Source organism: Nonomuraea sp. NPDC049709 (assembly GCF_040674815.1).
Taxonomy (GTDB): Bacteria; Actinomycetota; Actinomycetes; order Streptosporangiales; family Streptosporangiaceae; genus Nonomuraea.
Map to the genome: position 1 here is coordinate 23,799 of NZ_JBFANM010000048.1, position 23,555 is coordinate 47,353.

The 23,555-nt window shown below is 68.6% G+C and carries 17 protein-coding genes; 8 read left to right on the forward strand and 9 right to left on the reverse strand.

Translation table 11 applies throughout. From position 1 onward, the window contains the following. Nucleotides 1–51 precede the first annotated feature (51 nt). Together AB0J69_RS38670 and AB0J69_RS38675 are read left to right on the forward strand one after the other, a co-directional pair. A complete protein-coding gene (locus tag AB0J69_RS38670; RefSeq protein ID WP_364128193.1) occupies nucleotides 52–1,251 on the forward strand; it encodes a sensor histidine kinase in 1,200 nt (399 codons plus the stop codon). Next, a complete protein-coding gene (locus AB0J69_RS38675) occupies nucleotides 1,248–1,889 on the forward strand; it encodes a response regulator transcription factor (RefSeq protein WP_364128195.1) in 642 nt (213 codons plus the stop codon). The genes AB0J69_RS38670 and AB0J69_RS38675 overlap by 4 nt, the downstream gene beginning before the upstream one ends. A 109-nt stretch (nucleotides 1,890–1,998) precedes the next feature. On the opposite strand, the gene AB0J69_RS38680 is transcribed toward AB0J69_RS38675, so the two are convergent. From AB0J69_RS38680 to AB0J69_RS38690, 3 genes are all read right to left on the reverse strand, one after another. Then, nucleotides 1,999–2,496, reverse strand: coding sequence for a DUF402 domain-containing protein (locus AB0J69_RS38680; protein ID WP_364128198.1), 498 nt, complete (start codon nucleotides 2,494–2,496; stop codon nucleotides 1,999–2,001). A gap of 560 nt (nucleotides 2,497–3,056) precedes the next feature. Then, nucleotides 3,057–4,244 (reverse strand): hypothetical protein, encoded by a 1,188-nt coding sequence (locus AB0J69_RS38685; RefSeq protein ID WP_364128201.1) that lies wholly within the window; start codon nucleotides 4,242–4,244, stop codon nucleotides 3,057–3,059. 559 nt (nucleotides 4,245–4,803) lie between these two features. After that, nucleotides 4,804–6,072 (reverse strand): glucarate dehydratase family protein, encoded by a 1,269-nt coding sequence (locus AB0J69_RS38690; RefSeq protein ID WP_364128204.1) that lies wholly within the window; start codon nucleotides 6,070–6,072, stop codon nucleotides 4,804–4,806. A gap of 89 nt (nucleotides 6,073–6,161) precedes the next feature. On the opposite strand from AB0J69_RS38690, the gene AB0J69_RS38695 reads away from it, so the two are divergent. Further along, the gene (locus tag AB0J69_RS38695; RefSeq protein ID WP_364128207.1) at nucleotides 6,162–7,628 is read left to right on the forward strand and encodes an aldehyde dehydrogenase (NADP(+)); all 1,467 of its coding nucleotides are present in this window, start codon (nucleotides 6,162–6,164) and stop codon (nucleotides 7,626–7,628) included. A gap of 626 nt (nucleotides 7,629–8,254) precedes the next feature. Here the strand turns inward: AB0J69_RS38695 and AB0J69_RS38700 are convergent. From AB0J69_RS38700 to AB0J69_RS38720, 5 genes are all read right to left on the reverse strand, one after another. Continuing rightward, nucleotides 8,255–9,157, reverse strand: coding sequence for a 5-dehydro-4-deoxyglucarate dehydratase (locus AB0J69_RS38700; RefSeq protein WP_364128210.1), 903 nt, complete (start codon nucleotides 9,155–9,157; stop codon nucleotides 8,255–8,257). Nucleotides 9,158–9,169: 12 nt separating this feature from the next. Then, entirely contained in the window at nucleotides 9,170–9,937 is a 768-nt protein-coding gene (locus tag AB0J69_RS38705; RefSeq protein WP_364128213.1) for an IclR family transcriptional regulator, read from the reverse strand. A 67-nt stretch (nucleotides 9,938–10,004) separates the two neighbouring features. Beyond that, nucleotides 10,005–10,865: a carbohydrate ABC transporter permease gene (locus AB0J69_RS38710; protein ID WP_364128216.1), complete on the reverse strand. Its 861-nt coding sequence runs from the start codon at nucleotides 10,863–10,865 to the stop codon at nucleotides 10,005–10,007. Continuing rightward, complete coding sequence (locus tag AB0J69_RS38715; protein ID WP_364128224.1) at nucleotides 10,862–11,791, reverse strand: sugar ABC transporter permease; 930 nt, start codon at nucleotides 11,789–11,791, stop codon at nucleotides 10,862–10,864. Before AB0J69_RS38715 ends, AB0J69_RS38710 begins: the two co-directional genes overlap by 4 nt. Next, nucleotides 11,788–13,002, reverse strand: a complete 1,215-nt coding sequence (locus AB0J69_RS38720) for a sugar ABC transporter substrate-binding protein (protein ID WP_364128227.1) — start codon at nucleotides 13,000–13,002, stop codon at nucleotides 11,788–11,790. Before AB0J69_RS38720 ends, AB0J69_RS38715 begins: the two co-directional genes overlap by 4 nt. A gap of 232 nt (nucleotides 13,003–13,234) precedes the next feature. On the opposite strand from AB0J69_RS38720, the gene AB0J69_RS38725 reads away from it, so the two are divergent. From AB0J69_RS38725 to AB0J69_RS38735, 3 genes are all read left to right on the forward strand, one after another. Further along, on the forward strand, nucleotides 13,235–14,029 hold the full coding sequence (locus AB0J69_RS38725) for an NAD(P)-dependent oxidoreductase (RefSeq protein ID WP_364128229.1): 795 nt from the start codon (nucleotides 13,235–13,237) through the stop codon (nucleotides 14,027–14,029). Between the two features lie 336 nt (nucleotides 14,030–14,365). After that, complete coding sequence (locus tag AB0J69_RS38730; RefSeq protein WP_364128232.1) at nucleotides 14,366–15,328, forward strand: LacI family DNA-binding transcriptional regulator; 963 nt, start codon at nucleotides 14,366–14,368, stop codon at nucleotides 15,326–15,328. Next, nucleotides 15,325–16,257, forward strand: coding sequence for an aldose epimerase family protein (locus AB0J69_RS38735; RefSeq protein ID WP_364128235.1), 933 nt, complete (start codon nucleotides 15,325–15,327; stop codon nucleotides 16,255–16,257). Before AB0J69_RS38730 ends, AB0J69_RS38735 begins: the two co-directional genes overlap by 4 nt. Here the strand turns inward: AB0J69_RS38735 and AB0J69_RS38740 are convergent. Beyond that, on the reverse strand, nucleotides 16,250–18,712 hold the full coding sequence (locus AB0J69_RS38740; RefSeq protein WP_364128238.1) for a SpoIIE family protein phosphatase: 2,463 nt from the start codon (nucleotides 18,710–18,712) through the stop codon (nucleotides 16,250–16,252). The genes AB0J69_RS38735 and AB0J69_RS38740 overlap by 8 nt on opposite strands. Before the next feature lie 95 nt (nucleotides 18,713–18,807). Here AB0J69_RS38740 and AB0J69_RS38745 point away from each other — a divergent pair, with 95 nt between their 5' ends. Beyond that, nucleotides 18,808–22,857: a HAMP domain-containing protein gene (locus AB0J69_RS38745; RefSeq protein WP_364128241.1), complete on the forward strand. Its 4,050-nt coding sequence runs from the start codon at nucleotides 18,808–18,810 to the stop codon at nucleotides 22,855–22,857. Beyond that, nucleotides 22,854–23,468, forward strand: a complete 615-nt coding sequence (locus AB0J69_RS38750) for a response regulator (protein ID WP_364128244.1) — start codon at nucleotides 22,854–22,856, stop codon at nucleotides 23,466–23,468. Before AB0J69_RS38745 ends, AB0J69_RS38750 begins: the two co-directional genes overlap by 4 nt. Nucleotides 23,469–23,555: the final 87 nt, after the last annotated feature.

Below are 23,555 nucleotides of genomic sequence, written 5' to 3' on the forward strand. Positions count from 1 at the left end.
CAGACCGTGGGTTGACGTGGGCACGCGGGTTCAGCGGCTACGGTTCAACGCGTGGACGACACGCACCCCTTCTTCGCCAGGAGCCTGAGCCGGCATCAGCTGATCATGTTCGATGCGCTGGTGGGGTTGTTCTTGGGGTTCACATTGTTCACGGTGACACTTCACGCCACGGCCATGCCTCCGTGGATGCGGATCGCCCTTCCCTTCGCACTGGGGCTGCCGCTGGCCCTGCGAAGGCTGTGGCCTCTGCCGGTCTTCTGCTTCACCCTGGTGCTCGCCGTCTACGCCGTGCTGGTGGACGCCGTGGGATTCGCGTACCTCGCGCCTGCGTACGCCCTCTATGTTGTTGCTCTGTCCGACAGGCGCGGCCCGGCGATCCCTACGTCGGCCATCGCGGCCGTCAGCTTGGCCGCTGTCCTGGGCCTGACCATGGCGGGCGCGCCGCACGACACGGCTCCGAACTGGCTGTTGCACCTCGACCAGCCGCTGTTGGGCATCGGGGCACTGGGAGGGGCATGGACGGTCGGCCGCGCCGTGCAGGAGCGCAGATTCTTCGCGGCCCGTGACGCCGAGCGGCTGGCGGCGCAGGCTGTGACGGAAGAGCGGTTAAGGATTGCTCGCGAGCTGCATGATGTGGTCACGCATAACGTAGGGCTGATCGCAGTCAAGGCGGGCGTCGCCAATCACGTCCTGGCGACCAAGCCGGAAGAGGCGCACGACGCTTTGCGCGTGATCGAGACCGCCAGCCGAAGTGCGCTGGTCGAAATGCGCCACCTGCTCGGTGTGCTGCGGTCCACGGCGGTGCCCGACCTGGTACCCGCGCCCGGCCTGGCGGGAATCCGGGGCTTGGTGGGACAGGCTCGGCTGGCAGGGGTCGACGTGGAGCTCGAGCTCCGGATTGAGGCCGGTGACGAGGAAGGGCTACGCGAAGGGGCAGAGGAGTGGCAACGGCTGCCTGAGGGCGTGGCACTGTCGGTTTATCGCATCGTGCAGGAGGCGCTGACCAATGTTGTGAAACATGCCGCGCCCGCGCGCTGCCGGGTGTCAGTGGTCGCTGACAGCAAGAATGTACGGATCGAGGTGACCGATGATGGGCCGGGGCGGCGCACTCTGCCCTCTGCCGGTGCCGGGCATGGGCTTATTGGGATGCGGGAACGGGTCATGATGTACGGTGGCTCGTTTGAAGCCGGGAGCCTTCCGGGGCGGGGGTTTCGAGTATTCGCGAAATTGCCCTATGAGGAGGTCAAGTGATCCGTGTGGTCATCGCTGACGATCAGGCGTTGCTCAGGGGGAGTTTCCGGGTGCTGGTCGACTCCGAGCCCGACTTGGAGGTGGTCGGAGAGGCTGCGACCGGGGCTGAAGCGGTTGCCGTGGCGTTGGAGGAGCGTCCGGACGTGGTTCTTATGGACGTACGGATGCCGGAAATGGATGGGATCGAGGCTACTCGGCGTATCAAGGATGTTGCTCGGGTCTTGGTTGTGACGATGTTCGATCTGGATGCTTATGTTTACGATGCACTTCGGGCTGGGGCGAGCGGGTTTCTGCTGAAGGACACGCCGCCTGCGGATTTGCTTGCTGCTGTTCGGGTGGTGGCGGGTGGGGAGGCGCTGCTGGCTCCTACGGTTACTCGCAGGCTGATCGAGGAGTTCACGCGTACGCCCGTACTGCCTCGGGTGAAGGGGCTTGAGGGGGTTACGGAGCGGGAGCGGGAAGTGTTGATGTTGATTGCGCGAGGGTTGTCGAATGGTGAGATTGCTGCTTATTTGCAGGTGAGTTTGGCTACGGTTAAGACACATATCACGCGGTTGCTGGCCAAGTTGGAGGCTCGGGATCGGGCGCAGCTTGTTATTGCGGCGTATGAGAGTGGGCTGGTTTCGGCTGCCGGATGAGATTGTCGCCGGTGGGCTTGCGCGGTCTTGGCCGTGGTCGCATGAGTGGTTGTCGGGTGATTATGCTTGCGATGCCTTGGGTGAGTGCTGAAATTTGGGTTGAATGGGATTAGGTTGCTCTTGTAAGCCATTCCAGATGTGCGCCGCCGAAAGGGCCTTTTCTCTCTCCGACTGCGTCCAGTAGCCAGTGTGCGGTTTCTTCTGCCCGTGTGATTAATTCGGGTGGATAATTAAGCAGGAGTTGGTGTTCGGCGAATTCGTCTTCGTCGTCGAGGATCAGGCGCCCGTTCCTCAGGCGGATCACGTCCAGGTCCAGGTCGAGCATGGTGACCTCGTCGTCCTTCCATTCGGGAACGGTGGTGACGTCGACGTAGATCTCGCTTTTGTGAGGTGGCATGTTGAAGGATGCGGTCCACCAGGCGTCCCGGGGGAACAACATGATCGCGGTTGACTCCCACGTGACAGGCGGGCCTTCGCCCTTGCGGGCGACTGTTCCTCCTGGGACTTCCGCCCAGACGCCGTGCTCATCCTCGCCAAGTAGGCGGCCGGGGTGGTTCCAGTGCAATGCGCCGCCGTACTTTCGAAAGACGATTCGCACATCAGTCATGTGATGAACCTATCCATGTCGGACGCCATACACACGAAGGGCTGGTGATGGGGGTGCGGATCGAATGGGGCCCTGAGGCGGACCAGCAGAGTGCGCGTGGAGGAGACGTGAGGGCTCTTGGGGTGGCGGGTTGGTGAGGTGGCGCCATCCCGGCCGCGTCTCGGGCGGAGGAGGGGGATGGTGGGGCTGAAGGGTTCTGGTGTGGGATCGGCGGATTCGCGCGTTCGGGATGCTGATGCCGGTGAGTTCGTGTGGGCAAGGGGCGGTAGTTGAGGGTGACGTCGGGTAGTGAGAGGGCGGTGTCGAAGGTGAGGTGGTGTGCAGAGAGAGCGGTGGTGCGAGGGTGCGCTTTATGTGGGTGGAGGGGGTAGTGCCCCTGGATGGCTTTATGGGCTACAGGGCGGTGCTGTGGCGGAGTGGCCTCCGTATGTATTCGGCTGGCTTGGGCTGGTGTGGTGTGAGGTCGGGTTTTCGGTAGTGAACTGTCGGGTGCTTGGGCGTGGTGGTCCGGGTTGAGAGAGCTACTTGGGATTTGGGTCGGGGGTCATCGTGGGAGGGGGTTATGGGTAGAGGCGTAGGGCCTGGGAGAGGGCTGCCAGGCGTTGGGGGGAGGCCAGGCCTGCGTGGTACAGGTGGAATTCTGAAGCTCCTGCCTTGGCGTACGTTCTGAGCTGGTCGGCCAGGGTGTCAGGGTCGGCTGAGCGGGGTGGGAGGGCTAGGACGTAGGCGCCTACTCGCTGGCCTGGTGTGGAGAGTTCCTTCAGGCGGGTGAGGCGGATGGCGTCGGTGGCGGGGTCGCCCCAGCAGTTGGCGACCAGGACGTCTGCTGCTGGTTCGCCTGAGGGGAGAGGGGCGAAGGCGCCGGCGGCCCAGGGGTCCGGGTTGGCGTGCAGGGTGATGGGGACGTCGGGGGCGGTGCTGCGGGCGGTGGCGATCAGGCGTTGACGGAGGGTGGTTGACAGGGCGACGCGGATGGTGCGTACCTCGTCGGCCAATGTCCCGAGGGCGTCCTCGATGGTGCTGGGGGCCTGGTCGGCGGCATTGGGCGCCCGGTCGGTGGTGTTTGGAGTGTGGCCGCTGGTGTCAGGAGCTTGGTTGGTGGCGCGGTCTATGGCGGTGCGGACTGCGGTCCTTGTTTCTTCGGGGTAGCGGGGGGCGCAGCTTGTGCAGAAGCACAGAGAGAGAAGGTCGTTGTCCACGGGGGTCCAGTCAGCGCCGGATGTCTTCTCGTGGACGCTCTGGTGGCCGAAGCCCATCGGGCCGCAGGCCTCCAGGATCAGGCCGTCCGGCTCGCCTACCTCGAGGATCTCCTGGACCAGGTGTTCGCAGTACTCGATGACGTCCTCTTGGGCCGGGCAGAGGGCGTAGGGGTACGGGTCGCCGAACGCGTTGCGTACGGCCAGGTCGGGGTTGGCTTTGCCCAGGTGGGAGTTGTGGGTGAGGACGGTCCAGGCGTGTACCTGGAGGCCTGCGGCCTTCAGGGCATCCCTGGCCTGGAGGTAGGCGTCGGCGGGGGTCCACGTGGGGGTGGCGGGGACCAGGCGGGACCAGGAGGACGGGCGGACCGGGAGGTAGAAGGCCGGATATGGAACATCCAGTACGCGGTGGGCGGGGTGGTACGGCGTGGCCGCCCTCGTCGAGTGGTAGCTGGCTGCCAGGGCGACCGCTTGGACACCGAGGTCTGCCAGGCGGCTGGGGGCTGACGGGTCCCCGACCACGTCCCACGGGTAGAGGTAGGCGACGTTCACCAGCGGGTCTCCTTGAGGATGTTCATCAGTGGGTTTCATTGCCGATGTTTATCGGGTGTTCGGTTTGGCTGCCGGAGCTCACCGGAGGTCTGGTTTCCGGCCGGCTTTCGTTGGTGGTTTCGGTGGGCGGTCTGAGCGGGTGGCCCGTTGGGCGGTCTTGGTGGGCGGTTCGCTGGATGGTCTCGGTCCAGCCCCTCGGTGGAAGGGTCTTTCCCTTGCTGCTGTTTGCAAGGGTGGCGCGTCTCCGTGGGTGCGTCAGTGGGGTTCGGGCGGGGTCTGGTTGTGAGGGTTCGCGAGGGGGTGCGCTTGTCGGGGACGGCCCGGGTATGCGGGTGGGGATGCGCGGGCAGGGTCCGGTTGCGAAGGTCCGTGCGGGTCCGGTTGCGAGGGCCTCCGTGCGGGTCCGGTTGCGAGGGCTCGCCAGTGGGCTCTGCTTGCCGGGGTTTGCCGGCAGGGTTGGCGAGCGGTCCGCCTGCGGGGGTTTGCGAGCGGGGTCTGCTTGGGGGTTCGCCTGGGGGTTCCTCTCGCAGGGCGTCAGTGAGGGGTGGTTCGGGAGGGGTCACCAGCGGGGTCTGCTTGCTGAGAAGGAGGGGTCGATGCGTCGCATGTACGAGGTGTCGTCGCGGGCCGTGATCCCGCACCTCTCGTACTGCTCGTTCATCACCGCCAGCATGTCCCGGTCCAGCTCCACCCCCAGGCCGGGGCCGGTGGGGACCGGTACGGCGCCGTTCACGAAGCGGAGGGCGCCGGGGAGGACCACGTCCTGGCCGTCCTGCCAGGGGGTGTGCGTGTCGCAGGCGAACGTGAGGTTCGGCGTGGCGGCGGCCAGGTGCGTCATGGCCGCCAGGCTGATCCCGAGATGGGAGTTGGAGTGCATCGACATGGCCAGGTCGAAGGCGTCGCACATGGCGGCGATGTGCGAAGAGCGTACGAGGCCGCCCCAATAGTGGTGGTCCAGGAGGAGTACGCCGATCGCCTGGGACGCTATGGCGGGGGAGAGATGCTCCGGGGTGACCACGCACATGTTCGTGGCCAGGGGCATGGGGACGGCGGCGGCCACCTCGGCCATGCCGGGGATGCCGGCGGTCGGGTCCTCCAGGTATTGGAGGGCTCCGTCGAGCTCCTGTCCGACGCGGATCGAGGTCTCCACCGACCAGGCGGCGTTGGGGTCGAGGCGAAGCGGCACGTCGGGGAACGCCTCGTGCAGCGCGCGGATCGCGGCCATCTCCTGGTCAGGGGGGAAGACGCCACCCTTGAGCTTGATGGATTTGAAGCCGTACTCCTTGATGAGCAGCCCCGCCTGATCGACGATGCCGGCCTCGTCCAGCGCGGCGCCGAACCTGTCCGGCTCCTCGCCGGGATGGCCTGCCCACTTGTAGAAGAGGTACGCGCTGTACGGCACCGCGTCCCGGACCTTGCCCCCCAAGAGGTCCGACACCGGGACACCGGCCGCCTTGCCGCGAATGTCCAGGCAAGCCACCTCGAACGGGGAGAAGATGCGGTCGATGCTCTTCTCCGTCGTCGTGACGCCGGTCAGGCCGTGCAGGTCGGTCACCGCTTCGCCGATGATCGCGCCGATCCGGGCGTACATCGTGTTCAGGGCGTGAACGTCGAGGCCGATCAGCGCCTGCGCGCACTCGCGCACCTTGCCGAGATGATCAAGGTCGCCATAGGTCTCGCCCAACCCGGACAGACCTTCGTCGGTGACGACCTCGACAATGGTACGGAGAGCCCACGGCTCGTGGACTCCGGCGGCGTTCAAGAGGGGCGGATCCCGGAAGGCAACGGGAGTTACGTGGATCTGCCTGATGATCATCTCGCCGTCCATATATGTGAACAATAGCCAGATTTGTGGACAAGTTGCCGCAACTGTAAGAATCAGGCTGAAGAAGTGTCAAGACTCCGAAGGGCCATTCGATGATCTACGGACACGACCCCAGGACAGGCGGAACCGTGGGCGCCGCCCTGCCCGAGACCGACAGTGCCGGGGTCGACATGATCGTTTCTGCTGCGGCCGCCGCCGGAGCGGCCTGGCGGGCGACCTCGGCGGCCGAGCGGGCCGTCGCGCTGGAGGCCGTCGCCGACGCGCTCGCCGCACATGTGGACGAGCTGTGGCAGCTCGCCGACGAGGAGACCGCGCTCGGCGAGGTACGGCTGCGCGGCGAGGTGGCGCGTACGGCGGGGCAGTTCAGACTCTTCGCCGACGTGATCAGGGATGGTGGCTACCTGGAGGCCATCATCGATCATGCCGACCCTTCGCTCGCGCCGCCCCGGCCGGACGTGCGGCGGATGAAGCACCCGCTGAAGGGCGTCGTGGCCGTGTTCGCGGCCAGCAACTTCCCGTTCGCGTTCTCGGTGGCCGGGGGTGACACCGCCTCCGCGCTGGCCGCCGGGTGCCCCGTCGTCGTGAAGGCGCACCCCGGGCACCCGAACACGTCCGAGCGGGTCGCGAAGATCGTACGGGAGGCGCTGCCGAACCCCGACCTGCTGGGCCTGGTCCAGGGCATGCAGGCCGGTATCGATCTCGTGCAGCACTCCGGTGTGGTCGCCGCCGGGTTCACCGGGTCCGTGGCCGGTGGGAAGGCGATCCAGAAGCTGATCGACGAGCGGGAGGTGCCGATCCCGTTCTTCGGCGAGCTCGGTAGCGTCAACCCCGTGGTCGTGCTGCCGTCGGCGCCGGTCAAGGAGGTGGCCACGGGGTTCGCCGGGTCGCTGACGATGGGGGTCGGGCAGTTCTGCACGAACCCGGGGCTCGTGTTCGTGCCCGAGGGTGACGAGCTGCGTGACGCGCTCGTGGAGGCCGTCGGGGGCACCGCCGGCGGGCCCATGCTGGCCGAGCGGATCCGGGACGGATACCTCGGGGGCATCGAGCGGCTGGGCGAGCTGGACCTGCTGGCCGAGGGCAAGCCGGGGGAGGGCAGCTGGGCGGTCACGCCCAAGGTGTTCACCGCCGATCTCGACACGTTCGCGGCCAAGCTGCCGCACATCGGCGAGGAGTGCTTCGGTCCGGCGTCGATCGTGGTGACTTATCGCGAAATTTCGGACCTGCGGCCGGTGCTTGAGCGGCTCGAAGGGTCGTTGACCGCGACCCTGCACGGCACGGACGCCGACGAGGCCACGGAGCTCGTCGACGTCCTGGAGCGGAAGGCCGGGCGGCTCATCTGGAACGGATGGCCGACCGGGGTCGCGGTGTGCTGGGCCATGCATCATGGCGGTCCGTGGCCTGCCGCCACGACGTCCTACACGTCTGTGGGGGCCACGGCGATCGGTCGGTGGCTGGCGCCCACGGCTTACCAGGACTGGCCGGAGGCGCTGCTGCCGGATGAGCTCAAGGAGGGCAACCCGCTGTCCATCCCGCGGAGGGTGGACGGTCGCCTGAGCTGAGCTGAGCTGGGATGAGCTGAGCTGGGATGGGCTGAGCTGCGTGTGGCCGTGCTGGGCTGAGCCGGGTTGGGATGGGCTGAGCTGTGCGTGGCCGTGCTGGGGTGAGCTGTGCTTGGCCGTACTGGGCTGAGCTGTGCTTGGCCGTACTGGGCTGAGCTGTGCGTGGCCATGCTGGGCTGGGCTCGGGGTTCGATTGGGCTCGCCGGTCTGGCTGAGAGGTGGAGGGTCTCCACTCGCCAGGCCGGTGAGCGTCGGCGGCCGGTTGGTCGGTGGTGGGTCGGGTCCCGTGGGAGTGCGGGTGGGACCCGGCCGTGGTGGGAAGTGTCGGTGGTGGCTTGAGGTCGTGCGCGGGTGTGGGTGGTTGGCCAGCGTGTGCGGGGGGCGGTGGTATGGCCAGCGTTCGGGGAGTGTTAGTGGTGGTCTGGGGCGGTGCGGGGAGCGCTGGTGGTGGTGCAGGGCCGCAAGAGGACTGCGGGCGGTTGGCCGGCGGGGTGCGCGGAGTGCTTGGTGATGGGACTGGTCACGCGGGGGGTCGGTGATGGGACTGGTCACGCGGGGGGTCGCTGGTGGGCCAGGTCGGTGTGGGGAGTGCTGGTGGTGGGCCAGGGAGCCGTGTGGTGGTGGGGTCAGGGGGCGGCTATTTCCAGGCCTGTGGCGATGATGCGCTCCAGCGTCGCCAGGTGCTCGGTCGTCGGGTCCACCAGCGGTGCCCGTACGCCGCCCACCTCCAGCCCCCGCATCCGCACCCCCGCCTTGACCAGCGCCACCGCGTACCCGGGCACGAGGTCACGCAGTTGTACGAGCGGCAGGTAGAAGCCGGTCAGGAGCCGCTGCACGAGCACCTCGTCCCCGCCCGTCACCGCCTTGTGGAAGGCGAGCGCGATCTCCGGTGCGTACGCGAACACCGCGCTCGAGTACAGGCTCACCCCGAGCCCCCGGTACGCGGGCACGGTCAGCTCGGCGGTCGGCAGGCCGTTGAAGAACGTGAAGTCCTCCGTCACCTGACGCACGGTCAGGATGATGCGCTGCAGCAGGTCGAAGTCGCCCAGGCCGTCCTTGAAGCCCACGACGTTCGGCACCCGGGCCAGCTCGGCCACCGCCTCCGGGGTGAAGCGGGCGGTGCCGCGCTGGTAGATGACGACGGGGAGCCCGCCCACCTCGGCCACCTCGCGGACGTACCGCACCAGGCCGGAGGCAGGGCCCGTGACCAGGTAGGGAGGCATCAGCAGCAGCCCGTCGGCGCCCTGCGCGGCCGCGGCGCGGGCGATGGACCTGGCGGTCGGCAGCGGGCCCCCGGCGCCGGCGAAGACCGGGACGCGACCGGCGGTGGCCGTGACCGAGGTGGCCACGACCCGGGTGTACTCCTCGAGGTCGAGTGCGTTGAACTCGCCGGTGCCGCACGCGGCGAACACCCCGCCCGCCCCCGCCGCGACCCCCTCGGCGACGTGCCGGGCCAGCGCGGGTTCGGCGAGGTCGCCGCCGGGCCCGAACGGGGTGACCGGAAAGAAGAGAACGCCGTCCAGCCGCATCTACGATCCTTTCTAGCGGATGCCCTCCCTGCGGAGGGTCGCAGCCAGCTTTCGGGTGTGCTTGATAACCGCTTCGGTGATCCGCTCGACCTCGCCGGCCGCGAGGCCCGCCGGCATCGAGCAGCTGATCGCGTCCGTGGCCGGGATGCGGTAGTCGACCGCCACGGCCACGCAGGCCACGCCCAGCGTGCCTTGCTCGCGTTCGTACGACCAGCCCCTGGTGCGGACCTGGTCGAGCTCTCCTGTCAGTTTGGTCAGGTCGGTGAGGGTGTGCTCGGTCAGCCCGGCCAGGGGTTGAGGCAGCAGCGCCTCGACCTCGTCATCGGTGAGCTGGGCGAGCAGCACCTGCCCGAGCGCCGTGACGTGGGCGGGAAGCCGCCGGCCCACTCTCGGGATGATGTGGTCGGCCTCGCGGGAGTCCCGGGTCGCGAGGTAGAGCACGTGCGCGCCGTCTCGCCGGGCGAAGTGCACGGTCTGACCGATCTCGTCCCGCAAGTCCTCCAAGCTCTCCTGCGCGAACGGCAGCGCGGGGTCCTTGTCGAGGTACGCCGTGCCGGTCAGCAGCGCGTGCGGTCCGATCCCGAACGCCGACCTGGCCGAGTCGGTCTCCACCCAGTTGAGCTCGACCAGGGTGCGCATGAGGGCGTGCAGGCTGCTGCGCGGGAAGCCGGTCCGCTGCTGGAGCTCCGACAGCGTCATGTGGTCGTGTGATTCGGCGAGCGCTTCGAGGATGCGTACCGTCCGTTCCGCGGACTTGACCAGCTGGGGCTCCATACTCATCCCATCTCGTATCCTTCGGCGGCTTCGGAGATCCAGGATATTGGATACCGTCCAGATACATGGACACCTAACCCTTGACTGCGCCGCTTGTCAGACCGCGCATGAACTGCCGCTGGAACGCCAGGAACGCGATGATCGAGGGCAGCAGCGCCAGCAGCGAGGCCGCGAGCAGCACGCCGATCCCGACCTCCTCGTCGGAGCGGAGCGAGCGCAGCGCGATGGGCAGGGTCCACATGTCCGACTCCGGCGCGACGATCAGCGGGAGCAGGTACTGGTCCCAGATCATCGTGAAGCCGAAGACGCCGATCACGCCGAGCGCGGGGCGGCACAGCGGCATGATGATCGTGGCGAAGATCCGCAGCTCGCCGGCGCCGTCGATGCGCGCGGCCTCCTCCAGCTCGACCGGCACCTCCTTCATGAACTCGGTCATCACGAGGATGGAGAAGCCCCAGGCGCCGACCGGCAGGATCATCCCGGCGTACGTCCCGATCAGGTTGAGATGCAGCACCGGCAGGTCGGCGAGGACGAGGGAGAGGGGAATCGCGATGATCTCCTCGGGGAGCATCATCGTGGTGAGCATGAGCAGCATCACGAACGTCATGCCGCGGAACTTCTTGCGGGCCAGCGAGTACGCGGCGAAGACGCTCACCAGCATCTGCAGCAGCAGCCCGAAGCCCACGACGATGAACGAGTTGAGCAGGTAGAGATAGACGTTCTTGTCCTTGGCCTGGATGAAGTTCTCCAGGGTGAAGTCGTCCGGCCAGAGGGTGAAGGAGGTGGGGTCGAGCGTCTTGCTGAACGAGCTCATCAGCAGCCCGACCAGCGGCCCGGTGAAAACCACCACCATAAGCCCATAAATCAGGACCTTTCCGGCGACGGCCAGCGGGCCCCGTCGCGACTCCAGTCCCAGCGCGCTGTCGAACCTCATCTCGTCTGCCTCCTGCGCAGCATCTGCACGATCACCGTGAGCGCCAGCGTGGCCAGGAACAGCACGATCCCGCCCGCCGAGGCGACCCCCAGCTCGTTCTTCTGGAACCCGAGCTTGTAGATCAAGGTCATCAGCACCTCGGAGGAGCCGTTCGGCCCTCCGTTCGTGAGCACGTAGACCTCGACGAACACCCGCAGGCCGCGAATGGCCGCCAGCGTGAACAGGATCCAGAACACCGGCCGCAGCGCCGGCAGCGTGATGTGCCGCAGCCGCCGCCAGGTCGACGCGCCGTCCACGGCCGCCGCCTCGTACAGCGTGCGGTCCACGCCCACCAGGCCGGCCAGGAAGATCATCATGTCGTACGGGGTGCCGCGCCAGATGCTCATCAGCATGATCGACCACAACGAGGAGTCCTCGCTGGCCAGCCAGGGCTGCGGATCGATGCCCACCCAGCCGATGACGATGTTGAGCATCCCGCTGTCGGCGGGGTGGAACATGATGCGCCACACCTCGGCCACGGCCGCCATCGTGGTGACGACCGGCAGGAAGGCCGCGGTCCTGACGAACCACAGGTATCGGGCGGGCCCCTCGATGAGCAGCGCCAGCCCGAGGCCCAGCACGATCGAGCCGACGGTGGTGCCCAGTGCCAGCACGACGCTGTGCCAGATCGCCGCGCCGAACTCGTCGTCGGAGATGATCGTCTGGTAGTTCTGCGTGCCGACCCACTCGTCACCGAGGAAGGTCTGGACCTTGAACAGGCTCTTCCACAGGCCCACGAACATCGGGATGAACTTGAAGTACAGGAAGAGCAGCAGGGCGGGTGCCAGGAACAGCCAGGCGATCAGCGGCCCCCGCCACCGCACCGATTTGGGGCGGTGGCCGGGGGGCGCCGTCCGGCGAGAGGACGGGGCGAGTGTGCTGGTCATGACGCTTTCTGGCTCTGCAGTTCCTGGGTCAGCTTGGTGTTGAGCTGATCCATCGCCGACTTCACGTCGGCGGAGCAGTCGGCCCAGACGGCGTTGATGGAGTCGGCGGAGGTCTGGCGGATCGGCGCCCAGTTGGGCACCGGCGGCGCGTAGACGGCGTTCGCGTACGACTCCTGGAACACCTTCCAGCGCGGATCCTGCCGCTCGGCGGACATGTCCACCGTGGTGTTGACGGGCAGGCGGACGATGGCGCCGTTGGCGTCCTTGTTCATGCCGATCTTCTGGCCCTCGGGCGAGATCGCGAACTCGGCGAACTTCTTCTGTGCCTCCTGGTTCTTGGAGCCGGCCATCATGTAGACGTTCTCGCCCTCACCGAGCGTGCCGGGGCCGCCCGACGGGCCCTTGGGCACGGGCAGGACCTCGATCTTGTCGGTGCCGATGCTGTTGACGAACCTGGCCAGCACGTACGGGCCCACCAGGTAGATGCCGCCCTGGCCCTTCTCGAAGACCTCGTGCGTGACGGTCGTGTCGTTGCTGACGGCGCCGGGGTTGACGGTCTTGGTCTTGCAGAACTGGTCCTGCAGGTACTGGACGGCCTCGACGGTCTTGGGGTCGTTCACCATGGCGGCGTACTTGCCGTTGCCGGTGGACTTGATGAAGTCACCGCCGTTGGCGTAGATGAGCGAGGAGGCGTACCAGGAGGCGTAGCCGCGCTTGGTGCCCGCCGGGGCGACGAAGCCGGAGGTGTCCTTCTGGCCGTTGCCGTCGGGGTCCTTCTCGGTGAACGCCGTGGCCAGCTTGGCGAGGTCCTCCCAGGTCGCGGGCGGCTCCATGTCCACCTTCTCGCGCCAGTCCTTGCGCACGATCAGTGCGAACGCCTGGGCGGAGAACGGCGCCGCGTACTGCTTGCCGTCGCTGCCGGTGGCGGCCTTCCAGGCCGTTTCCGCCAGCTGGTCGCCGCCGGCCAGCGCGGCCTTGTCGACCGGCTGGAGCCAGCCCTGAGACTGCATGTTGCCCAGTTGGGCGGTGTCGTTGATGACGATGTCGGGAAGGTCCTTTTGGGCCGCCTGCTGGTTCAGTTTGGTCTCGAAGTCGTCGAAAAGGGCGACGACTTTCGTTTGCACCCCACTGGCCTTGGTAAATGCGTCGGCCAGCTTCTTGGCGGTCTTGGCGGAGTCGGAATCGGGCGCCTGCCTGATCCAGATCTCCAACGTGTTGTCCGAACTTGTTGATCCCCCGGAACCGCAGCCTGTCAGTCCAACGGCCAGAGTCGCCATGATCGCGACTCCCAGCAGACGACGTGACATCAGACCGCCTCCTGTTCACATATGTGGACATGAGTCGTGGACTTGGATGTGTGCCTGTGAACGTAACTAGTGGCATGGCTCACGGTCAATATTCAAGGATGTGAATTTCGGCCAGATTCGTGTACATCATGGATGCATGCGCATTCTCATGACAGGAGCCGCCGGAAAGGTCGGGACGCTGCTTCGCCCGCGGCTCGCCCGCGAGGGCCGTACGCTGCGGCTTTCCGATATTCACCCGATCGAACCGGGGCCGGGGGAGGAGTGGGTGACGGCCGACCTGGCCGATCCGGTCGCCGTGGCCGCGGCGATGAAGGGCGTGGACGCCGTGCTGCACCTGGGCGGCCAGAGCAGGGAACATCCCTGGGCCGACATCGTGCAGGCCAACATCCACGGGACCCAGGTGTTGCTGGAGGCGGCGTACAAGGAGGGGGTCGAGCACGTCGTCCTCATGGGCAGCCACCACGCGGCCGGCTTCCAGACCAGGCCGGAGTCCGGTGAGGACCTGCCTGACTACGCCTTCCCGCGGCCCGACACCTACTACGGCGTGAGCAAGGTCGTCATGGAGGCCCTGGGCAGCCTCTTCCACGATCGTTTCGGCATGAACGTCACCGTGGTCCGGCTCGGCACCTGCAACGAGGGGCCCGCCGACACGCGGGGGCTGGCCACCTGGATCTCGCCTGACGACCTGGCCCGGCTGGTCGAGGCGGGACTCACCGCTCCCGGGTATCACGTGGTCTGGGGCGTTTCCGACAGCCCGCGGCGGTGGTGGTCGTTGAAGGAGGCGGAGGCCATCGGGTTCGTCTCCGAGGACTCTTCCGAACCCTTCGCCGCGGCGCTCATCGAGGAGCAGGGTGAGCCCGACCTGTCGGAGCCGCTGCACCACCGGGCTGGAGGGATCTTCACGTTGAACGAGCTGGGGGGTAAGTGGTGACCCCCGACTGAGCCGCTTCCCCGCCGTACTCCGGCGGGGTCCTTCCGGGGAGGAAGGCGCGGGCCGGGGCCCATCGGCGGGAAAGGGTGCGTGCGGGCTGGGGTCCGCTGCCGGGAGGGTGGGCGCGGGCTGGGGCTCATCGGCAGGAATGGCACGGGCTGGGGCCCATCGGCGGGGCGAAGGGCGCGCGCTGGGGTCGCTCAGGAAGGAAGGCGAGGGGTCGAAAGGGACGGGGCAGCAGGGGACTCGTCTTGGCAACCGGTTGCAAGAACCTTGACGGCGCTAGGCGTAAAGGTCAAGGTTTGATCTGGCAACCGTTTGCAAGGGAGGACGGCGATGGCGGCGACGATCAAGGACGTGGCGCGCGCGTGCGGCGTGCACGTGTCCACCGTGTCCCGTACCTTCTCCGCGCCGCATCTGGTCAATCCTGCCACCAGGAGCCGGGTGCTGGCCGCCGCCGACGATCTGGGCTACCGGCCCAACCGGGCGGCCAGGGCGCTCACCACCGGACGCACGTTCAACATGGGCCTCATCGTGGCCGACATCTCCAACCCGTTCTTCCCGCCCCTCATCAAGGCCGCCCAGGCGCAGGCCCGAGGGCGTGACTACCACGTGTTCGTGGCCGACACCGACGAGGACCCGAGGGTCGAGGAAGAGCTCATCAGGACGTTCACCAAGCAAGTGGACGGCGTCCTGCTGTGCAGCCCCCGCCTGTCGAACAAGATGATCGAGCGCCTGGCCGAGGACGTGCCGTTCGTGGTGGTGAACCGGCGCATCAAGGGCATGCCCGCCGTGCTCATGAACGTCGCCCAGGGCGCCAAGCTCGCGCTGGAGCACCTGGCCGGGCTCGGCCACCACCGGATCGCGCTCGTGTCCGGGCCGATCGGCTCGTGGACCAGCAACGAGATGCAGGGCGCGGCCGCCGAGGCGGCCGGGCTCGACCTGATCTTCTTCGGCCCCAACCAGCCGACGGAGGCCGGCGGCCTGGCCGTCGCCCCCGAAGTGGCGGCGTGCGGGGCCACCGCGGTGCTGGCCTACAACGACCTCGTCGCGCTCGGCCTCATTGAGGGGCTGGCGGCGATGGAGATAGGGGTACCAGACCAGATAAGTGTGATCGGGTTCGACGACATCCTTCCGGGACGGCTCAACCGGCCCAAGCTGACCACTGTCGCCATGCCGGCTGTGGCGGCGGGGAGGATGGCCGTCGATCTGCTGCTGCAGTCTGGGGGCGAGGGCGCGACAGTGACCCTCGACACCGCCCTCATAGTCCGCGAGTCCACGGGAAGGGCACAAACATGATCTTCGGAACGCTGCCGTCGGGCCAGCAGGTCGAGCGCGTAGAGCTGTCGTCGGGACGGTTGCGCGCCGAGGTGCTCACCTACGGGGCCGTCGTGCGCACGCTGGAGGTGTCCGGGGTCAACGTCGTGCTCGGGCTGGACACGATCGAGGACTACCTGACGCGCAGCCGCTACTTCGGCGCGGTCGTCGGCAGGTACGGCAACCGCATCGCGAACGCCCGCTTCACCCTCGACGGGACCGAATACCGGCTGCCGGCCAACAACGGCCCCAACAGCCTGCACGGCGGCACCGAGGGCTTCGACAGCAAGGTGTGGACGATCGCCGCCCGTACGGACTCGTCGGTGACGCTCACGCTGACCAGCCCCGACGGCGACCAGGGCTACCCGGGCACGCTGACCGCCTCGGTCACGTACACGCTGGAGGACGACGCCCTCCGCATCGACTACGCGGCCGAGACCGACGCGCCGACCGTGGTCAACCTGACCAACCACTCCTACTTCAACCTCAAGGGCGGCGGCGACGTGCTCGACCACGTCGTGCGGATGGAGTCCGAGCACTACCTGCCGGTGGACGAGGACAAGATCCCCACGGGCGAAGTGGCGCCGGTCAAGGGCACGCCGTTCGACTTCACCGAGCCGCACGCCGTGGGCGAGCGGTACGACGGCGGCTACGACCACTGCTTCGTGCTCGACGGCGCCGTCAGGGTGACGGCCGGCGGGCTGACCATGGAGGTCACGACCACCGAGCCGGGCGTGCAGTTCTACGCCGGCAGCATGCTGGACGGCACCGCGACGCCGTACGGGCCGTTCGCCGGGCTGTGCCTGGAGACGCAGCACTACCCCGACGCGCCCAACCAGCCGCAGTTCCCCTCCACCGTGCTGCGGCCGGGCGAGCGCCGCACCTCCACCACGACGTACCGGTTCATCTGACCGGACGCAGGGTGGCGGCGGCCTTGATCACCAGCAGGGCCACGTCGTCCTGGACCGGCTGGGCGGCGAACGTCTCGACCGCGTGCCGCACCCGCTCGGCCACCGCGTGGGCGCTCAGCCCCGCGCAGCCGGCCAGGATCGCCGACAGGCCGTCGCCGTCGTCCAGCAGCCGGTCGCCGTCGCGCCGCTCGGTCACGCCGTCGGTGACGCACAGCAGCACCTCCTCCGGCGCCAGCTCGAACGTCTCCACGTAGAACCTGGCGCCGGCCTCGATGCCGAGCAGCAACTGCGGGTTCGCCACCGTCTCGACCTCGCCGTTGGCCCGCAGCAGGAGCGGCGGCGGATGGCCGGCCGAGGCGATCGTGCACAGCGCGCCGCCCTGCGGGAGCGGGGTCAGCTCGCCGCACAGGAGGCTGAGGAACCGGCCCTCGTCGCCCTCCTCCAGCAGCGCGTGGTTGAGCCGGTCGAGGATGTCGGCCACGGTGTAGTGCTCCTTGGCCAGCAGGCGTACGGCGTGCCGGGCCAGCCCCGTGACGGCGGCCGCCTCGGGGCCGCTGCCGCACACGTCGCCCAGCGCGAAGCACCAGTGGTCGGCCACCGTGAACAGGTCGTAGAAGTCGCCCCCGACGTCCGCGCCCTCCTCGGCCGGCTCGTAGACCACCGCGGACTCCAGGCCCGGCATGGGCGCCACGCGCATGGGCAGCAGGCTGCGCTGCAGCACCCGGGAGGTGGTCGCCTGCCTGGCGTACAGCATGGCCGTGTGCAGGTTGAGCGCCACCAGGCGGCACAGATCCGCCAGCAGGTCGGCCAGCTCCAGCGGCAGCGTCGGCTCGGAGCGGCCGATCACCAGCGCGCCGTGCGACCTGCCCTGCGTGAGCAGCGGGAAGGCCAGCACCGTCTCGGGGCCAACGGGCCAGCTCACCTCGGTGAGCGCCGTCCGGGGGATGGCGGGCAGCGACTTGCGCAGGTCGGCGTTGTGGCGCTCCTCGCTGTGCCAGACGTGGGCGAGCCTGGTCATGCCGGTCAGATCGGTCAGGTAGACCGCCGCCCACGTCGCGATCTTGGGCACCACGAGCTGCGCGGTCAGCGCCGCGATCAGCTCGTCGTCGTGCACGCCCGCCAGCAGCTCGCCCGCCTCGGCCAGGAACGACAGCCGCCCCCGGTGGGCCCGGTCCTGCTCGGCCAGCCGCTCGCGCTGCACGGGCACCGCCACCTGGTCGGCGATGTGCTGCAGGCTGACGGTGAGCTCCTGGTCGAAGCGGTTCTGCTGGGCGGCCGTGACCACGAGATAGCCGATCACCTCGCCGGTCACGAGCAGCGGCGCGCAGGCCAGGGACCTGGCGCGCAGCTGCTGGGCCAGCTCGACGTCCTCGGCGAGGAGGTCCTCCGTCAGCGACGGCGTCCTGCGGTCGTCGCCGAACACGTCCGTGGCCAGCACGCCCACCAGCCCGGCCGTCGCGCCCGCACCCGCCGCCACGCCGAACCGGTTGCCGCCCTCGGCGGCCAGCAGCACGTAGGCGGCGTCGCCGCCGCTGGACATCTGCACGATCTGGGCGATCGTGTCGAGCAGCTCGGTGAACGGCATGTCCTGGTCGAGCAGCTCCTTGATCCGCCGGCCCGCCTCCCTGCGCAGCGGCGCGGGCGGCGGCGTCAGGACGTAGCGGTGGTCGCTGCCCACGATCATCCAGATCGCCCTGCGCTCCCCTGAGTGCCCCCGGGAGCGCATGTGGGAGACGTAGACGGGGATGAGCCCGCCGTCGCGGTGCCGCATGCGCGCCTCGCCCCGCCAGCGGCCCAGGCCCAGCGTGTCGGCCAGGGACAGCGCGTACGGGCCGTGGCCGCGCCAGGCCACCAGCTCCTTCAGCGACCGGCCGATCGCCTGCTCGGGCGGCCAGCCGAGCAGCTGCTGCGCCTCGGAGTTCCACGACTCCACCACCCCGTCGAGATCGGCGACCACCACGCCGACGTGCAGGGTCTCGAGGGGCCCCACGACAGGGGCCGGGACCAGGCCGGGCGGGCCGGCCAGGGACTCCTGGCGGTCGCAGCCCTCGCCGAGCTCCATGCGTACCCAGACGCGCTTGGCCGTCCTGGTGTAGGTGACACCCCAGGCGTCGGCCAGCATCCGGGCGAGTGCCAGGCCGCGCCCGGAAGTGGGCAGGGCCCCCTCGGCGGGGGCGGGCCCGGCGGCCGGGACGGTGCGCGTGGGATGGTGGTCGTCGACCTCGATCTCGAGTTTCGCCGGGGTGGCATCGACGTCCAGGCGGCAGGTCAGCTCGACGCCGGTGCCCGCGTGCACCACGGCGTTCGTGACGAGTTCGCTGGTCAGCAGCACGGCGTCCTCGGCGAGATGGCTCAGGCGCCATTCGCCGAGCACCTGCCGGACGAACTTGCGCGCGTGCGCCGGTGCGTGCGGAGTGCCGTCGAAGGCCGTGCTCGACACCCTGGTCGTGTCCACTCTGCGTCCTAGAACATCACTCGATGTGGCAGTTCGGTCACTCTCAGAGTGGCAGACTGATGCCGTCGATACCTCCAGTTGTGAAGAAGGCCGCCATGGTCGCGCAGTTGGACTCCCCTTACACGCATGGATCGATCCACCCGGCGGACCTCCGCCCGCTGCTCGTGGCCCTGCGCGGGCTGCGTGACGGCAACTTCCGCACGCGGCTGGAGTTGCCGGACGATCCGTTCCTCGCCGAGCTGGCCACCACGTTCAACCAGGTGATCGACCGCAACGAGCACCTCTCGAACGAGCTGACCCGGCTGCGCACCGAGGTGGCCAGGCGCGGGCGGCTCGACGAGCGGCTCAGCCCCAGCCCAGGCACCGGGAGCTGGGCGGTCAACGTGGCGGCCGTGAACACGCTCATCGACGCGCTGGTCATCCCGGCGGCCAAGGCCACCAGGGTGCTCAACGCGGTCGCGGACGGCGACCTGTCGAAACGGGTCGACCTGCAGGAGGACGACCGGCCGCTGCGCGGCGGGCTGCGCCTGATGGGCAAGGCGGTCAACCGCATGGTCGAGCAGCTCGCGCTGTTCTCCGGCGAGGTGACCAGGGTGGCCCGCGAGGTCGGCACGGAGGGCCGGCTCGGCGGCCGGGCGAAGGTGCAGGGCATGTCGGGGAGCTGGCGCGACGTGACCGAGGCGGTCAACGCCATGGCCGGGCGGCTGACGGCCCAGGTGCGTGACATCGCGGTCGTGACCACCGCCGTGGCCAGGGGCGACCTGACCAGGCAGGTGACGGTCGAGGCCACCGGCGAGCTGCTGGAGCTCAAGCTGACCGTCAACACCATGGTCGACCAGCTCTCGGCGTTCGCCAGCGAGGTGACCCGGGTGGCCCGCGAGGTCGGCACCGAGGGGCAGCTCGGCGGCCGGGCCGAGGTGAAGGGCGTGCTCGGCACCTGGAAGGACCTGACCGACAACGTCAACTTCATGGCCTCCAACCTCACCACCCAGGTGCGCTCGATCGCGCAGGTGACGACGGCGGTGGCCAACGGCGACCTGTCCAAGAAGATCACCGTGGACGCACGGGGCGAGATCCTGCAGCTCAAGGACACCATCAACACGATGGTGGGGCAGCTGTCGGCGTTCGCGGACGAGGTGACGCGGGTGGCCCGCGAGGTGGGCACGGAGGGCCGGTTGGGCGGTCAGGCGCAGGTGCGGGGGGTGAGCGGGGTGTGGAAGGACCTGACCGACAACGTGAACTTCATGGCCTCCAACCTCACCGAGCAGGTGCGCGACATCGCCCAGGTCGCCACCGCCGTCGCCCAGGGCGACCTCAGCCGCAAGATCAGCGTGGACGTCAAGGGCGAGATCCTGCAGCTCAAGGACACCGTCAACACGATGGTGGGGCAGCTGTCGGCGTTCGCGGACGAGGTGACGCGGGTGGCCCGCGAGGTGGGCACGGAGGGCCGGTTGGGCGGTCAGGCGCAAGTGCGGGGGGTGAGCGGGGTGTGGAAGGACCTGACCGACAACGTGAACTTCATGGCCTCCAACCTCACCAGCCAGGTACGCAGCATCGCCATGGTCACCACGGCCATCGCCAACGGCGACCTGTCCAAGAAGATCACCGTGGACGCGCGCGGCGAGATCCTCCAGCTCAAGGACACCATCAACGCCACCGTGGACAAGCTGTCGGCGTTCGCGGACGAGGTGACGCGGGTGGCCCGCGAGGTGGGCACGGAGGGCCGGTTGGGCGGTCAGGCGCAGGTGCGGGGGGTGAGCGGGGTGTGGAAGGACCTGACCGACAACGTGAACTTCATGGCCTCCAACCTCACCAGCCAGGTACGCAACATCGCCCAGGTCGCCACCGCCGTGGCCAACGGCGACCTGTACAAGAAGATCGACGTGGACGCCCGGGGCGAGATCCTCGAGCTCAAGACCACGATCAACACCATGGTCGACACGCTGTCGTCGTTCTCCTCCGAGGTGACCCGGGTGGCCCGCGAGGTCGGCTCGGAAGGCAGGCTGGGCGGCCAGGCCGAGGTCGAGGGCGTCTACGGCACCTGGGAACGCCTCACCAAGAACGTCAACGAGCTCGCCGGCAACCTCACCACCCAGGTGCGCGCCATCGCCGAGGTGGCCAGCGCCGTGGCCAACGGTGACCTGAGCCGCTCGATCAGCCTGGAGGCCAAGGGCGAGGTCGCCGAGCTGAAGAACAACGTCAACCTCATGGTCGCCAACCTGCGCGAGACCACCCGCGCCAAGGACTGGCTGGAGAGCAACCTGGCCCGCATCGCCGGCCTCATGCAGGGGCACCGGAACCTGGTCGAGGTGGCCGACCTGATCCTGCGCGAGCTGACACCGCTGGTCAACGCCCAGTACGGTGCCTTCTTCCTGACCGACGCCGACTCGCTCGACGGCTCGCTGGCCTTCATCGCCGGCTACGGCGCCGCCCACGACGTGCTGCCCGGCCAGGGCACCCCCGGGCCCGGCCTGATCAGGCAGGCCGCGCTGGAGCGCAAGCGCATCCTGCTCGAGGACGTGCCGCCCGGCTACATCAAGGTCCACTCGGGGCTGGGGGAGGCCGCGCCGGCCAGCGTGGTGGTGCTGCCCATCGTGTTCGAGGACAAGGTGCTCGGGGTGATCGAGCTGGCCTCGTTCAGCCGGTTCAGCGACGTGCACCTGGCCTTCTTCGACAAGTTCGTGGTCACCATCGGCGTCGCGATCAACACCATCATCGCCAACGCCCGCACCGAGGCCCTGCTGTCGGAGTCGCAGCGCCTGGCCCAGCAGCTCCAGGGCCGCTCCGACGAGCTGCAGCGCCAGCAGGCCGAGCTGCGCAGGTCCAACGCCGCGCTGGAGGAGAAGGCCCACCTGCTGGCCACCTCCTCGCGCTACAAGTCGGAGTTCCTGGCCAACATGTCCCACGAGCTGCGCACCCCGCTCAACAGCCTGCTCATCCTGGCCAGGCTGCTGGCCGACAACCCCGAGGAGAACCTGTCGGAGCAGGAGGTCGAGTTCGCCACCACGATCCACAACGCCGGCAGCGACCTGCTCCAGCTCATCAACGACATCCTCGACCTGTCCAAGATCGAGGCCGGGCGGATGGACGTACGCCCGGAGAAGCTGCCGCTGAGCAAGCTGCTCGACTACGTGGACGCCACGTTCCGCCCGCTCACCGTGGACCGGGGGCTCAAGCTGGAGATCGAGGTCGGCCCGCGCACCCCCCGCGAGCTGTACAACGACGAGCGCCGCCTCCAGCAGATCCTGCGCAACCTGCTGTCGAACGCGGTCAAGTTCACCTCCGCGGGCGAGGTGCGCCTGGCGGTCTCGGTCGCCGAGGACCGGCCGGATCCCGGTGGCCGCCCGATGATCGCGTTCGCGGTCAGCGACACCGGCATCGGCATCGCGGCCGACAAGCTGCCGGCCATCTTCGGCGCCTTCCAGCAGGCCGACGGCACCACCAGCCGCAAATACGGCGGCACCGGCCTGGGCCTGTCGATCAGCAGCGAGATCGCCCGCCTGCTCGGTGGCGAGATCCACGCCAGCAGCACCCCGGGCGTGGGCAGCACGTTCACGCTGTACGTGCCCGCCAGCTGCCCCGCCTCCAGCCTGGCCGGCGAGCCCGAGTGGGCGGTGGAGCAGCCCTCGCCGGAGGCGGCGGAGATCCGCGCCGCGCCGCCGCACGCCGAGTGGCCGGCGGCGGACGGCGAGGACCTGTGGCAGTCCGCCCCCAACCTCACCCGGCTGAAGGACGGCCCGCTCGCGGCGGTGTTCGCGGGCCGGCGGGTGCTCATCGTGGACGACGACATCCGCAACGTGTACGCCCTGACCCACGTGCTCGGCCGGCTCGGCATGGAGATCGTCTACGCCGAGAACGGCAGGGAGGGCATCGAGGCGCTGGAGCGGGACCAGGAGATCTCGCTCGTCCTCATGGACGTGATGATGCCCGAGATGGATGGCTACGAGACGCTCTCCGCCGTACGGGAGATGCCGAGGTTCGCCGACCTGCCGATCATCGCGCTCACCGCCAAGGCGATGCCGGGCGACCGGGAGAAGACGATCTCCTGCGGCGCCTCCGACTACGTGCCCAAACCCGTGGACCTCGACCAGCTCCTGGAGGTGATGCGGGGGTGGCTCGCGGGAGAGGGGGAGAGCGACGGATGAACCGTCAGGTCAAGATCCTGCTGGTGGACGACAACGAGGAAAGTCTCATCGCGCTGGAGGCCGTGCTCAGGCCGCTGCAGCAACTGCTGTTCAAGGCCAGGTCGGGGCCCGAGGCGATGAAGCTGATGCTGCGCCACGACTTCGCGGTCGTGCTGCTCGACGTGCTCATGCCCGGCATGGACGGCTTCGAGACCGCCACCCACATCAAGCGGCTCGACCAGACCCGCGACGTGCCCATCATCTTCCTGACCGGCACCGAGCCCAGCTCGGGCGCCGCCTTCCGGGGATACGCGGTGGGCGCGGTCGACTACCTCACCAAGCCCTTCGACCCGTGGGTGCTCCGGTCCAAGGTCGCGGTCTTCATGGAGCTGTTCCGCAAGACCGCCGTGCTGATGGAGCAGGCGGCGCTGCTCGCCCAGCTCGTCCAGGACCACGAGGCCCTGACGGACTTCGCGCAGCGGCTGGGATCGGTGGAGTCGCGCCTGGCGGGCATGTCCGAGGCCGCCTCGGAGGACGAGGGGGTCCGGGAGGCGGTCAAGGACCTGGCCGACCGGGTGGCGGCGATGCAGTCCGCCTTCGAGGCGGTCTCCACGACCCGGGTCAGGGAATGAACGCAACACGCCGGGATGTAACGCGGTTGCCAGGACACCGGCGAGCCTACGCGCGTACAGCGGTGTCTCCGTCGTACCTTTGGCATC

What these genes read in the sequence shown, in the direction of transcription:
- AB0J69_RS38705 (WP_364128213.1), bottom strand. Translation starts at nt 9,937, where the DNA reads ATGAGTATGGAGCCCCAGCTGGTCAAGTCCGCGGAACGGACGGTACGC.
- AB0J69_RS38680 (WP_364128198.1), bottom strand. Translation starts at nt 2,496, where the DNA reads ATGACTGATGTGCGAATCGTCTTTCGAAAGTACGGCGGCGCATTGCAC.
- AB0J69_RS38695 (WP_364128207.1), top strand. Translation starts at nt 6,162, where the DNA reads ATGATCTACGGACACGACCCCAGGACAGGCGGAACCGTGGGCGCCGCC.
- AB0J69_RS38715 (WP_364128224.1), bottom strand. Translation starts at nt 11,791, where the DNA reads ATGACCAGCACACTCGCCCCGTCCTCTCGCCGGACGGCGCCCCCCGGC.
- AB0J69_RS38750 (WP_364128244.1), top strand. Translation starts at nt 22,854, where the DNA reads ATGAACCGTCAGGTCAAGATCCTGCTGGTGGACGACAACGAGGAAAGT.
- AB0J69_RS38745 (WP_364128241.1), top strand. Translation starts at nt 18,808, where the DNA reads ATGGTCGCGCAGTTGGACTCCCCTTACACGCATGGATCGATCCACCCG.
- AB0J69_RS38690 (WP_364128204.1), bottom strand. Translation starts at nt 6,072, where the DNA reads ATGGACGGCGAGATGATCATCAGGCAGATCCACGTAACTCCCGTTGCC.
- AB0J69_RS38730 (WP_364128232.1), top strand. Translation starts at nt 14,366, where the DNA reads ATGGCGGCGACGATCAAGGACGTGGCGCGCGCGTGCGGCGTGCACGTG.
- AB0J69_RS38710 (WP_364128216.1), bottom strand. Translation starts at nt 10,865, where the DNA reads ATGAGGTTCGACAGCGCGCTGGGACTGGAGTCGCGACGGGGCCCGCTG.
- AB0J69_RS38735 (WP_364128235.1), top strand. Translation starts at nt 15,325, where the DNA reads ATGATCTTCGGAACGCTGCCGTCGGGCCAGCAGGTCGAGCGCGTAGAG.
- AB0J69_RS38725 (WP_364128229.1), top strand. Translation starts at nt 13,235, where the DNA reads ATGCGCATTCTCATGACAGGAGCCGCCGGAAAGGTCGGGACGCTGCTT.
- AB0J69_RS38700 (WP_364128210.1), bottom strand. Translation starts at nt 9,157, where the DNA reads ATGCGGCTGGACGGCGTTCTCTTCTTTCCGGTCACCCCGTTCGGGCCC.